This is a genomic window from Acinetobacter pittii (assembly GCF_034064985.1).
GTDB lineage: Bacteria > Pseudomonadota > Gammaproteobacteria > Pseudomonadales > Moraxellaceae > Acinetobacter > Acinetobacter pittii_H.
The window spans coordinates 2,544,776-2,558,569 of the sequence record NZ_CP139249.1; the positions used below are offsets into that span (position 1 = coordinate 2,544,776).

The 13,794-nt window shown below is 40.7% G+C and carries 8 protein-coding genes and 2 pseudogenes; 7 read left to right on the plus strand and 3 right to left on the minus strand.

Annotation, left to right across the window (positions count from 1 at the left end; all coding sequences use genetic code 11):
• Positions 1-36 precede the first annotated feature (36 nt).
• Positions 37-166 (minus strand): annotated as a pseudogene (locus SOI76_RS12160) (hypothetical protein).
• A gap of 106 nt (positions 167-272) precedes the next feature.
• Here SOI76_RS12160 and benA point away from each other — a divergent pair.
• The 7 genes and pseudogenes from benA to SOI76_RS12195 all read left to right on the plus strand — a co-directional run bounded on the left by benA (position 273) and on the right by SOI76_RS12195 (position 8,432).
• Complete coding sequence (benA, locus tag SOI76_RS12165) at positions 273-1,655, plus strand: benzoate 1,2-dioxygenase large subunit (protein ID WP_004793610.1); 1,383 nt, start codon at positions 273-275, stop codon at positions 1,653-1,655.
• A pseudogene (gene benB, locus SOI76_RS12170) lies at positions 1,652-2,171 on the plus strand (benzoate 1,2-dioxygenase small subunit). The gene benA and the pseudogene benB overlap by 4 nt, the downstream one beginning before the upstream one ends.
• 52 nt (positions 2,172-2,223) lie before the next feature.
• Positions 2,224-3,240 (plus strand): benzoate 1,2-dioxygenase electron transfer component BenC, encoded by a 1,017-nt coding sequence (gene benC / locus SOI76_RS12175; RefSeq protein WP_032052684.1) that lies wholly within the window; start codon positions 2,224-2,226, stop codon positions 3,238-3,240.
• A gap of 18 nt (positions 3,241-3,258) precedes the next feature.
• The gene (gene benD, locus SOI76_RS12180; RefSeq protein ID WP_104080190.1) at positions 3,259-4,044 is read left to right on the plus strand and encodes a 1,6-dihydroxycyclohexa-2,4-diene-1-carboxylate dehydrogenase; all 786 of its coding nucleotides are present in this window, start codon (positions 3,259-3,261) and stop codon (positions 4,042-4,044) included.
• A gap of 57 nt (positions 4,045-4,101) precedes the next feature.
• Positions 4,102-5,295, plus strand: coding sequence for a benzoate/H(+) symporter BenE (gene benE / locus SOI76_RS12185; protein WP_104080189.1), 1,194 nt, complete (start codon positions 4,102-4,104; stop codon positions 5,293-5,295).
• A 477-nt stretch (positions 5,296-5,772) separates the two neighbouring features.
• Positions 5,773-7,131 (plus strand): aromatic acid/H+ symport family MFS transporter, encoded by a 1,359-nt coding sequence (gene benK / locus SOI76_RS12190; RefSeq protein ID WP_104080188.1) that lies wholly within the window; start codon positions 5,773-5,775, stop codon positions 7,129-7,131.
• Between the two features lie 44 nt (positions 7,132-7,175).
• The gene (locus SOI76_RS12195) at positions 7,176-8,432 is read left to right on the plus strand and encodes an OprD family outer membrane porin (protein ID WP_104080187.1); all 1,257 of its coding nucleotides are present in this window, start codon (positions 7,176-7,178) and stop codon (positions 8,430-8,432) included.
• A gap of 99 nt (positions 8,433-8,531) precedes the next feature.
• Here SOI76_RS12195 and fabH read toward each other — a convergent pair whose 3' ends face one another.
• Positions 8,532-9,638, minus strand: coding sequence for a beta-ketoacyl-ACP synthase III (fabH, locus tag SOI76_RS12200; protein WP_104080186.1), 1,107 nt, complete (start codon positions 9,636-9,638; stop codon positions 8,532-8,534).
• 95 nt (positions 9,639-9,733) lie between these two features.
• Positions 9,734-13,591, minus strand: a complete 3,858-nt coding sequence (gene hrpA, locus SOI76_RS12205) for an ATP-dependent RNA helicase HrpA (RefSeq protein WP_104080185.1) — start codon at positions 13,589-13,591, stop codon at positions 9,734-9,736.
• Positions 13,592-13,794: the final 203 nt, after the last annotated feature.

Sequence of the window (13,794 nt, forward strand, 5' to 3'; positions counted from 1 at the left end):
CATACCTTTAAGATATAAAAAAATGCAAATTCAGTCTTAGACACAGTTTAACCATTCTTTTAAGGTATATACAAGCAACAAACCGATGAAGCGATGAATTGCTTTGTGAAAAAGCCTTCTTGCCAATCTTCCAGTGATTCATCTTCATCAATTCACGGTTAAACACCCAGCGCACTCATGCGCTTCATTGACAATATTAGGATATCAAGACCTTGTAGATCGTAGCTAAGGCCTTGGTGACTTCCACACTTTTGGAAAGTCGGAGAACGGACATGCCACGTATTCCTGTAATCAATACTAGCCATCTTGACCGTATTGATGAATTACTTGTAGATAATATCGATACAGGTGAATTTAAACTTCATCGCTCAGTGTTTACTGACGAAGCCCTATTTGACCTCGAAATGAAATATATCTTCGAAGGTAATTGGGTTTACTTAGCACACGAAAGCCAAATTCCAAATAATAATGACTACTACACCACTCACATTGGTCGTCAGCCAGTCATTATTGCCCGCAACCGTAACGGCGAACTCAATGCCATGATCAATGCGTGTTCACACCGCGGAGCACAACTTTGCCGTCACAAGCGTGGTAACAAAGCAACATATACCTGCCCTTTCCACGGCTGGACGTTTAACAACTCAGGTAAACTTTTAAAAGTTAAAGATCCAAGCGAAGCTGGTTACTCGGACTGCTTTAACCAAGAAGGCTCACATGACCTTAAAAAAGTGGCTCGTTTTGAGAGCTACAAAGGTTTCTTATTTGGTAGCTTAAATCCCGATGTTCCTTCACTTGAAGAATTCTTGGGTGAAACCACCAAAATCATCGACATGATTGTTGACCAGTCTGAACATGGCCTTGAAGTTTTACGTGGTTCATCTACCTATACCTATGAAGGCAACTGGAAACTCACCGCTGAAAATGGTGCCGATGGTTACCACGTTTCTGCTGTTCACTGGAACTACGCAGCAACAACTCAACACCGTAAAGAAACTCAAGCTGCCGATAACATCCGTGCGATGAGTGCAGGTTCTTGGGGTAAACAAGGCGGTGGCTCGTATGGCTTTGAAAATGGCCACATGTTGCTTTGGACACAATGGGCAAACCCAGAAGACCGTCCAAACTTCCCGAAAGCAGACGAATACACCGAAAAATACGGTGAAGCGATGTCGAAATGGATGATTGAGCGCTCACGTAACTTGTGTCTCTATCCAAATGTTTATTTGATGGACCAGTTCGGTTCGCAAATTCGTGTACTTCGCCCACTTTCAGTTAATAGAACTGAAGTCACCATTTACTGTATCGCACCTAAAGGCGAAGCACCCGAAGCTCGCGCACGTCGTATCCGTCAATATGAAGATTTCTTTAATGCATCAGGTATGGCAACACCGGACGATTTAGAAGAATTCCGTGCTTGTCAGGCAGGCTACGCAGGTATTGCCCTTGAGTGGAATGACATGTGCCGTGGTTCAAAACACTGGATTTATGGACCAGATGATGCAGCGAACGAAATCGGTTTAAAACCCATGTTAAGTGGTATCAAAACTGAAGATGAGGGACTTTATCTTGCCCAGCATCAATATTGGTTACACACCATGAAACACGCGATTGCATCAGAGAAAGAAATTGCTGATCAGGGAGAAACAGCATGAGTGCTCAAGACAAAGCAACTTTAGAAAATATTGCTCAGTTTCTCTATCGTGAAGCTCGCTTTTTAGATGATGAACAATGGGATGATTGGCTTGAATGCTATGCACCAGAAGCTTCTTTTTGGATGCCAGCTTGGGACGACGACGATAGATTAACTGAAGATCCGCAATCTGAAATTTCACTTATTTATTATCCAGACCGTCAAGGTTTAGAAGATCGTGTGTTCCGTATTAAAACCGAGCGCTCATCTGCAACCATGCCAGATACTCGCACAAGCCACAATATTGCCAATGTTGAAGTCGTTGAGCGCGACGGTGACAAAGTTACTGTTCGCTTTAACTGGAATACCTTGAGTTTCCGTTACAAGACAAATTATAGCTATTTCGGTATGTCACGTTATGTGATCGATTTTTCAGGTGATCAACCAAAAATCTTGAGCAAGTATGTCGTTTTGAAAAATGACTACATCAATCAAGTGATTGATATTTACCACCTTTAAGACATACCCCCTCAGTTAAACGGACTGTTGACTGAGGGTAAAAGTTTCAAATATTTTGTAGGATACATGCCATGTCAAACCACAATATCGCACTTCAATTTGAAGATGGTGTTACACGTTTCATTAACGTAGCTCAAGGCGAAACCCTATCTGACGCAGCCTATCGCCAAAAAATTAATATTCCTTTGGATTGCCGTGATGGTGCATGTGGAACTTGCCGCGCATTTTGCGAATCCGGTAGTTATGACATGCCAGAAGAAACCTATATTGAAGATGCATTAACCCCTGAAGAAGCTGAGCAAGGCTATATTCTTGCTTGCCAATGTCGCCCAACTTCCGATGCTGTATTTCAGATTCAGGCGTCATCAGATGTCTGCAAAACAGAAATTCATAGCTTCCAAGGTACCCTAGCCCGCGTTGAAAACTTATCAGATTCAACCATCACTTTTGACATTCAACTTGATGAAGGTCAACCGGATATTCATTTCCTTGCAGGTCAATACGTCAACGTTGCAATTCCAGAAACTGGCGAAACACGTTCCTATTCATTTAGCTCAAAACCGGGCAATCGCTTAACAGGCTTTGTGGTACGTAATGTACCAAATGGCAAGATGAGTGAATTCTTAAGCAAGAATGCTAAAGCTGGCGACAAAATGACATTTACAGGTCCATTCGGTAGCTTCTACTTACGTAATGTAGCGCGTCCAGTGCTAATGCTTGCAGGCGGTACTGGTATTGCCCCATTTATGTCGATGTTACAAGTGCTTGAAGAAAAAGGTTCAGAACAACCAGTTCGTTTAGTCTTTGGTGTCACCAATGACTTTGATTTGGTTGCTCTAGAAAAACTCAATGAGTTGCAGGCGAAATTCCCATGGTTTGAATATCGAACTGTGGTCGCAAGCTCTGAGAGTAACCATGAACGCAAAGGCTATGTCACTGGTCATATTGAAAGTGAATGGTTAAACGGTGGCGATGTCGATGTTTATCTATGTGGTCCAGTGCCAATGGTAGAAGCGGTACGTGGCTGGTTAGAAACTGAAAATATCAAACCTGCTAACTTCTTATTTGAAAAATTCTCTGCGAATTAACAGGTGGAGAAGTTATCTATGTCAAACCGTCAAAGATTTATCAATAAAGTCGTGATTGTTACGGGTAGTGCCCAAGGTATTGGTCGTGGTGTGGCACTGCAAGTTGCAGCTGAAGGCGGCCAAGTCATCATGGCTGACCGCTCTGAATATGTTGAAGACGTACTCAAAGAAATTCAGAGTGAAAATGGCAATGCCGTCACGATTAATGCTGACCTTGAAACCTATGCAGGTGCTCAAGCGGTAGTTGCAAAAGCCATTGAACACTATGGTCGGGTAGATATCCTGATTAATAATGTAGGTGGCGCGATCTGGATGAAACCTTTTGAAGAGTTTTCCGAAGAAGAGATCATTAAGGAAGTAAATCGTTCATTGTTTCCAACGTTATGGTGCTGCCGTGCTGTGTTACCCGCCATGATTAAGCAACAATCGGGGGTGATTGTAAATGTGTCTTCAATTGCAACCCGTGGTATTAATCGTATTCCCTACTCGGCATCTAAAGGTGGAGTAAATGCTTTAACGGCATCGCTTGCTTTTGAACATGCTAAAGATGGAATTCGAGTCAATGCTGTTGCGACGGGTGGAACCGAAGCACCACCTCGCAAAGTACCGCGAAACGCCAACCCATTAAGTCAAAATGAAAAAGACTGGATGCAGCAAGTGGTTGATCAAACCATAGATCGAACATTTATGGGCCGTTATGGCACAATTCAAGAACAAGTCAATGCAATTTTATTTCTTGCATCAGACGAAGCATCATATATGACCGGATCGGTTATTTCGGTCGGAGGTGGAGATCAGGGTTAACCCTGATCTTTTTGCATGATTGGGTAAATAACATGATTTGCATGGAGGCAATCACACATGGCAACCCTGTTAAAGACATTAAAAAATGACTGGTCCATATCAGCAACAGTTGCTGGCTTTCTTGCGGTTTTAATTTCTTACTCAGGCCCACTGATTATTTTTTTCCAAGCTGCTCAGCGTGCTCATGTGTCCACCGACATGATGGTGTCATGGATTTGGGGAATTTCAATTGGTGCCGCCGTTTCAGGTATTTATCTTTCGATTAAATATAAAACTCCTGTCATAACCGCATGGTCTGCACCGGGCACTGCCCTATTAGTTACCCTATTTCCAAACGTCTCGTTGAATGAAGCAGTAGCCGCCTATATTACTTCCGCCATAGTTATTTTTTTAATTGGCGTTACAGGTTACTTCGACAAATTACTTAAATGGATTCCGCAAGACGTCGCTGCGGGCATGATGGCAGGTATTCTTTTTCAATTTGGTATTAGTCTATTTACCGCGTCTGATAGCATGCCTTTTATTGTCTTTAGCATGCTTATTGTCTTTTTAATTGCTAAACGTTTAATGCCGCGCTACACCATGATTTGGGTGTTAGCTGCCGGAGTTTTATTAAGTCTTATTTTAGGCAAAATGAATCCGGTTGATGTGAGTTTTAATTTAGCAATCCCACAGTGGATAAGCCCAGAATGGACATGGAACTCAACACTCAACCTCGCTGTTCCTCTCATTTTAGTCAGTCTAACCGGTCAATTTTTACCGGGTATGGCGATTATGAAACTCAGCGGTTACGACACGCCAGCCAAACCCATTATTACTGTCACCAGTATTGCCTCTTTAGCCGTTGCCTGCATCGGCGGGATTACGATTGTGCTTGCCTCAATTACCGCTGCTTTATGTATGGGCAAAGATGCACATGAACTTAAAGAAAAACGTTACATCGCTGGAATCGCCAACGGAATTTTTTATATTTTAGGAGGCTTATTTGCTGGCAGTATTGTGATGCTATTTAGCTTACTTCCTAAAGAGTTGGTTGCAGCATTGGCAGGTTTAGCCTTGCTTGGAGCGATTGCGACCAATATTTCTGTTGCTATGAAAAATGACAGTCAACGTGATGCTGCACTTATTACCTTTTTAGCTACTGCATCGGGCATGCATTTCCTTGGATTAAGCTCAGTCTTTTGGGGTATTTGTATTGGTGTAATCGCCCATTTCATTCTCACACCACGCTCAACTCCAGCCACAAATTAAATTTTTATCTAAGTGCGCACCACTAAAATAAAACTGCAATCGCCAAATCAGGATGCAAATAATTCGCTAACACTGATTTGGCGATTTCTATTGAATATAAATTAAATTTCATTTTTAAGATAAATCACAAAAATAATTAAATAATAGACTTTAGTATTTTGTTTTTATATTTTAACTTCAACTCATAATACAAATTTAACGATATTTTTAGCTGTGATTATTATCAATAAACTATATAAAAAAACATCTATAAAATCCTTAAAATTCTCATCATACAATATTTAGCCCTATTTTAAACGCAACAAAAACACGCATAAAGACAAGAATAATAAATTATATTTTTCAATTGCTTACATTAATTTAAACACAATACCTTAAAGACATAAAGATATATCAATTAGGTTTTTGACTCTAACCCAATAACAAAATAGTTTATTTAAAAATAACGCGATGCTTCACAAATTGGAGGTGAAGAAAATGGATACGAGCAAGGTTAATATTAATGAGTTAATTGATAAAGCCAGTTTTACATCTTTTCATTGGAAAGTTTTAATCTGGTGCCTACTTATTATTATTTTTGATGGATATGATTTAGTTATTTATGGGGTTGCTCTTCCTCTGTTAATGCAACAATGGGCATTAACTGCTGTTGAAGCTGGGTTACTCGCCAGTGCTGCTCTATTCGGGATGATGTTCGGTGCCATGATTTTCGGCACGCTTTCAGACAAACTAGGGCGAAAAAAAACCATCCTGATTTGTGTCACCTTATTTAGCGGATTTACCTTTATGGGTGCCTTTGCCAAAGGACCAACAGAGTTTGCTATTTTGCGCTTTATCGCAGGTCTTGGGATTGGTGGCGTTATGCCAAACGTCGTCGCGCTTATGACTGAATACGCACCCAAAAAAATCCGCAGTACATTAGTCGCAATCATGTTTAGTGGCTATGCTATTGGCGGCATGACATCTGCTCTACTCGGTGCATGGCTAGTAAAAGATATGGGCTGGCAAATCATGTTTTTAATTGCGGGTATTCCCCTGTTGCTGCTCCCACTGATCTGGAAATTTTTGCCAGAATCTCTCGCCTTTTTAGTGAAATCAAACCATAGCGAGCAGGCGAAAGGTATTGTTAGTAAAATTGCGCCTCAAACTCAGGTAAACGCCAATACTCAACTGGTGTTAAATGAAAGCACCACAACCGATGCCCCTGTCCGAGCACTTTTCCAACAAGGTCGTACCTTCAGCACATTTATGTTCTGGATTGCTTTCTTTATGTGCTTACTTATGGTGTATGCCTTAGGAAGCTGGTTACCTAAACTCATGCTGCAAGCGGGCTACTCATTAGGTGCAAGCATGTTGTTCCTGTTTGCACTCAATATTGGCGGCATGGTCGGTGCAATTGGTGGCGGTGCTTTAGCAGACAGATTTCATTTAAAACCTGTTATTACGATCATGTTTATTGTGGGATCAGCAGCTTTAATTCTGCTTGGCATTAATAGTCCACAATTTATTTTATATAGCCTAATTGCGATTGCTGGTGCTGCCACAATTGGCTCACAAATCTTACTCTACACGTTTGTTGCACAGTTCTATCCAACCGCACTTCGTTCAACTGGCATGGGCTGGGCATCTGGCATTGGTCGTATCGGTGCGATTATCGGACCAGTTTTAACCGGAGCCCTACTCACACTTGAGCTTCCTCACCAAATGAATTTCTTAGCGATTGCAATTCCGGGTGTGATTGCTGCACTTGCAATATTTATGGTCAATCTAAAAGCCTCTGTTGCCGCACAAACGCCATCAACCTTTAACCCTCAAAACACGATTACCCAGCAGTAAATATAAATGCGCAGAGGACTGGCGCATCTTTTTGGAAATGGATTATGGAATTATTACACCGCTTTAAGCCATGTGCTTTAACTTTTGCGACCTTAGTGTTGATGTGTGGCAATTCATTCGCTGCAAATCCAAATCAGCAGCCCGAAGATGAATGGAAGTTCACGCTAAAGAATGCCTATATCAATCGTAATTTTGATAATGATGCACTCAAAGATACGGGCAGTTGGTCTCAGGCAGCGTCATTATTTTATAAATCGAAAATGCATGACACTCCACTAGTCATAGCAGATAAGCCTATAACCATTGGAGCTGATGCTTCTGTTCAATATGCCGTGCGTTTAAGTTCAGACAAACACGTTGCGGATACGGTTTTGCCTTTTAATAAAGAAACTCAATCACAAGCATCCGACTTCTTAAAATACGGTGCAACTTTAAAGCTGGGTTATGACAAAACTTTATTAAGTGTAGGCGAACTCTGGTTAGATTTACCTGTAACAGCTGTGGATGCCAGCCGCCAATTACTTGCTTCTTATTGGGGAACCAATCTTAAGTCACAACTTTCAGATCAGCTTTACGCTGAAATTGGTCGGGTTGAAAAAGTGTCGCCACGAAATGAAGAAGACTTTAAAAAGTTTTCTTTCACTTCAAATGGCATTACCAAAGAATCTGATGGTTTAAATTACATTGACCTGCGCTATCAATTTACGCCGTCACTCAAGGGTGAATATTACTTTGGTAATTTGGAAGATCTCTACAATAAACACTATGTAGGACTTGAGCATAATTGGAAACAACCTAATTTTGCCCTCACCTCTAAGTTTAAATACTTCAATGCAAAAAATGACGGCAATACTTTTGATATTGATGCGCAAAACATTGGAGTATTAGAAACATTTAAAGTAAAAAACCATACCTTTGGTTTGGGTTACCAGCAAATTATCGGCGAGTCAGCCTATCCCTTACCGGATGGCTTTTTACCAGAGACTTATTTCATTAACTGGAATGCCACGGGATTCTTTAAAAAAGAAGAAAAGTCTTACCACGTTATGTACGGCTACGACTTTAAAGATTACGTTCCGGGCTTAAACGCAATGGTGAAATATGTCTATGGCCATGACTTTAAAGCAGCAAATGGCGAGAAAAACCATGAAACTGAATCGAATGTAATTTTAAACTATGCATTTCAGCAGCCTTTCTTAAAAGGTCTTGCCCTGCAATACATTCGAATTGATTACAACGTTAAACATGGCAATGACTTTGGTGAAGATCGCTTGTTTGTAAACTACACTAAAAAGTTTTAATTATTTTTGATTTAAGTTAAGCGGGCCAATTTTGGTTCGCTTTATTATTTTTGAACCATAAAAAACGCTCTTACGAGCGTTTTTAATGAATCTAGTAACTTAAGCGACGTGCTTTTGCACAACAATCGAGCCTACTGAGTAGCCAGCACCGAAAGATGAAATCACCCCATATTCACCATCATCTACTTCATGGCCTGTACGATGTAAAGCAATAATTACACCTGCTGAAGAAGTATTGGCAAACTCATCTAGAATAATGGGTGCACGGCTTAGATCTGCATCTTTACCAGCCACATATTTCAAGATTAATTCATTCATGTTGGCATTAGCTTGGTGTAACCAGAAACGCTTAATATCGTTTGCAGTTAACTGCATTTTTTCCAACTGGGCATTAATGATTTTTGCCACCAATGGACAAACATCTTTAAAGACTTTACGGCCATCTTGACGGAATAACTTGTCGTCAACGACTGCATCTTCGCTACGGTTTAAGAAACCGAAGTTATTGCGAATGTTGTTTGAAAATTGAGTAAATAAATGAATATCTAAAATTTCAAAACCAGTCTTAGTAGTGGTTTCTTCAATAATAGAAGCGGTCGCAACATCACCAAAAATGAAGTGACAATCACGGTTACGGTAGTCTAGGTGACCAGATGTAATCTCAACGTTCACCAATAAAACACGGCGAGCACCTGAACGAATTGCATCAGCCGCTTGTTTCAAACCAAAAGTGGCAGCTGAACATGCAACGTTCATATCGTAGGCATAACCTTGAATGCCAAGTGCTGACTGGATTTCAATTGCAACTGCTGGATAAGCACGCTGCATGTTTGAACATGCCAAAATCACAACATCGATATCTTCAGCAGTTACGCCTGCATTTTCCATTGCCTGTTTCGCAGCAATAACACCCCACTCTGCTTGAAGTGAAAGTTCATCATTTGAACGTTCAGACAAACGCGGACGTAAACGTGTTGGATCAAGGATACCTGATTTCTCAATCACGTAACGGCGCTTAATACCAGACGCTTTTTCAATAAATTCAGCACTTGAACCACGTAGCTCTTCTAGCTCACCTGCTGCAATTTTCTCTGCATTCTCTTGGTTATATTGTTCCACATAAGCATTTAAACTGTCGGCCAGTTCTTCATTAGAAATGATTTCTGTTGGGTGAAATAACCCAGTACCTGTGATACGAATGCCCATGTAAAACTCCTAAAAAAATGAATAGGGTCTGTTAATCTTTCATTTATAAATTGCGTTGTAGGCTAAACAACAGCATAAACAGACCCCGATCTATCTTAACTGATTCCCAAACGATCCCATAACTTTTGCAGTCGAGTTGGCGAAATAGGCATCTTGGTTTTCATCGGTTGAGAAAATAAAGAAATGCGGAATTCTTCCAACATCAAATACAATTCTTTGATTTTTGGATCGTTTTTGAATTTAAATACCTTGTCCATCCATGGATCGACATCGTCAATTGCAGCATGATCTCGCTGTAGATTATTTGGCAATCGATCTAAACGCAATAGCAGTGCTTTTAAATAACGCGGGTATTCCTGCCAAAGATCGACGGGTTGACGGTAAACAAAATTGCCAAGTGACATTAAATCGAGTTGATCTTCAATATCATCAATACTGCGCCCAAACACGTTTGGATCAAGCACTAAAAGCTGACGACGGATTTGTTGCCACTGAATATAAATATCACTTAATTGCTCAAGTGCTTGCTGACCATAACTCAAAAATTGCTTTTTGACCTGATCTAGCAGCTTATTAAATTCATCAGCGTTAATTGGCAAAGTCGTAATTGCCATCTGCAACGTTGCATAGACCAACATCTGCTCAAGCTTAGCTTTATCGCCCAAAGGTGAATAAGCCAACGCGAGCGGTTTTGAAATCTGCTTTTTCAACTGACGAACTAAATCACCAAGTTGCATATGGACTAGACGAATAATACCTTCGCGGTGCTGTTTAATCGCCTCAGCTTGATCGTTAAACGTTTGAATAACAATGCCTGACTCATCTTTAGCTTCGAGGTCAGCAAAAGCCTTGGTCGGAACTAAAGCCTGATATTGCTTTACTATAACGCCCGTGACTTTATGAGAGGCCTCAAAAGTAAAGTTTTCAGGAAAGTCCTTAAACTCACCTTTTTGCTGTTTAACTGGGCGATGCGTTTCTACGCGGCAACGTGCTTTTAACTCAGGTAAATCACGACCTTTCGCAATCAGCTTACCTTTTTCATCAATCACTTTAATGAAAGGCACTAAATATGGATCAATACGTTCAAACGAGAAATCTTTTTCAGTAATTTGCTCACCACGTAAGGCAAAAGCTAAATAACTAAAAATATGTTCACGTAAATGTACTGCATCAACCCCTTGCATGAGCTTACGAGCAGTATCAGGAATTGGCACTACATTACGACGCTTGTCTTTAGGTAAAGCTTTTAGTAGTGCTTCAATTAAATCTTGGCGCCAACCTGGAATTCCCCATGACCAAATATTTTCATCGACTTGAGGCAACGCCTGTACAGGAATTTGAACAGTGGCACCATCTTCATCATGACTCGGATCAAAATGATATGTGGTTGCTAAACGCAGCTGCCCATTGCGTAAATGATCTGGGAATTGCTGCGTTGTTGGTCGGTCATTGAGCCAGAGCGCATCATCGTCAATAAATAAATAACGAGGATTATTTGCTTCTACCGTTGCACGCCAGTCTTCAAAACTACGGCGACTCGCGATTTCCTCAGGAATTTTCGACGCATAAAACTGATAAATTGTTTCTTCATCCACCACCAAATCACGACGACGCAATTTATCCTCAACTCGCTCTACTTCTTCAAGCTTAAGTAAGTTGTGTTTTAAAAATGGTGGAACTGTACCCAAGTTACCTGTGGTTAATGCATCGCGTAAGAAAATCTCATGAGCAGCAGGCTGATCAACTTTCTCAAAATTAATTAACCGTTTCGGCTCAATAATTAAACCAAACAGGGAAATTTGCGCATATGCATTTACGATTCCCGCTTTCTTAGACCAATGCGGCTCAAAATAGTGATATTTCAATAAGTCACGTGCAGCTAGCAAAATCCATTCAGGATCAATTTTGGCTAAAGTACGTAAGTACACTTGAGAGGTTTCGACCATCTCAAAAGCCATCACCCAAGAAGTATTGGTTTTATGCAAAGTACTTGCAGGGAAAACTTTAGCCTTTTGCTGACGCACCGCCATAAAGGTATTACGTTCATCAGTTTTATTGGCAATGAACGATAATAAACCTGTCAGCAACGCGCGATGCAAGTTTTCATAATTTGCAGGCTTTTCATTAAAGCTAAGTTTTAAGCCTTCGGCTAACTCAACCAATTGCTGGTGTGTCTGTTTCCATTCACGTAAACGCAACCAGCTTAAGAAATGCTGCTTGGCAAATTGACGCCGTTTATTTTCAGACATTCCTGCTTCGCCTTTAGGATTTAAAATCTCCCAAAGTTTTAAATAAAACAGAAAATCTGAATCTGCCTCGCGGAATAATGCATGCTTTTGGTCAGCTTGCATCTGTTTGTCGGCCGGACGCTCACGCGGGTCCTGAACAGCTAAAGCACTTACCACAATTAAGATTTCTTTGAGTACGCCAAAATGAGCACCACCCACGATCATACGTGCCAAACGTGGATCAATTGGCATACGTGCCATCATTTGCCCGACTTTGGTCAGCTCATTTTTCTTCTCGTTAAATGCGCCTAACTCAATGAGCAACTTACGGCCATCATTTACAAGGCGGAAATCTGGTGGTTCAATAAAATCAAAGTTTTCTAGCTCACCTAACCCTAAGCTCTGCATTTGCAAAATAACAGACGCTAAGTTAGTCCGTTTAATTTCAGGTTCGGTAAACTCAGGACGGCTTAAAAAGTCTTCTTCGCTATATAAACGAATACAGACACCCGGAGCAATACGACCACAACGCCCTTTACGCTGATTGGCAGCGGCTTGAGAAATTGCTTCAATGGGTAAACGTTGCACACGTGAACGGTAGTTATAACGCGATATACGGGCAAAACCGCTATCAATCACATAACGAATATTTGGAACAGTCAGTGCAGTTTCGGCCACGTTGGTCGCAATAATAATACGACGACCTTTACCACCCGGACTAAAAATCTTTTGTTGTTCAGAAACAGCTAAGCGCGCATACAAAGGTAAAATTTCGGTATGTCTTGGCCCGTACTTTTGCAAGGTTTCCTGCAACTCACGAATTTCTTGCTCTGTGCTTGAGAAAATTAGAATATCGGCATGTTCTGGGTGACCTTTTGCTTCCGCATCAGCAAAGCATTCTTCTACCGCTTGTACAACTGCGCGTGGAAGGTTTTCTTCAAAATCATCAAACTCGTCGTCATCACTGCCGCCAATATTCATTTCTGAAATTGGGCGATAAAGTACTTCGACAGGATAACTACGCCCTTCTACTTCAAAAATAGGTGCATCATTAAAGTAATTACTAAAGCGATTTACATCTAAAGTTGCCGAAGTCACAATAACTTTTAGATCTGGGCGTTTTGGCAGTAACTGCTTTAAATAACCCATAATAAAATCGATATTGAGTGAGCGTTCATGCGCTTCATCAATAATGATCGTGTCATATTTAGACAAGAAGCGGTCATTGCCTAACTCAGCAAGCAAAATACCATCGGTCATTAACCGTACAATTGAATCTTGCGAACCTTGTTCATTAAAACGAATTTTAAAACCAATCGATTCGCCAAGCTTTTCGCCGACTTCTTCTGCAATACGCTGAGAAACACTACGTGCAGCTAAACGACGTGGCTGGGTATGACCAATCATGCCTGTTAAGCCACGGCCTGCTAACATTGCAATCTGAGGAAGCTGTGTGGTTTTACCTGAACCCGTCTCACCAGCCACAATAATGACCTGATGCTTTTGAATCGCATCAATTAAACGGTCTGCATATTGAGATACAGGTAAATCCTGATTCAGTTTAATTTTAGGGAGACGTTCAAATCGCTGTCTTACTTTTGCATTAGACTGTTCAAATAATTTTTCAATCTCTGCTGCATTGGCTTTTTTATCTTTACGCAAACGATTTAAACGGTAACGATCTCTTGCCATCACCCACTGATCAATATTTAAATCATTCTGCACAGACAAATTTTCCTAAAAATACAACAATCCTCTATTTTACGCTCTAATGACCATAAGGTAAAACAGTTGGGTTTTTATATATTTTTAATTTTTTAAAATTTTGCCCTTGAATTTTGTCTCACTAGACTTCATGTTGTTAGGCAAGTTTCTTTTACGATAACTGTCATTTGATTTACATGTTTTTGCAGTCAAATCGAATACAG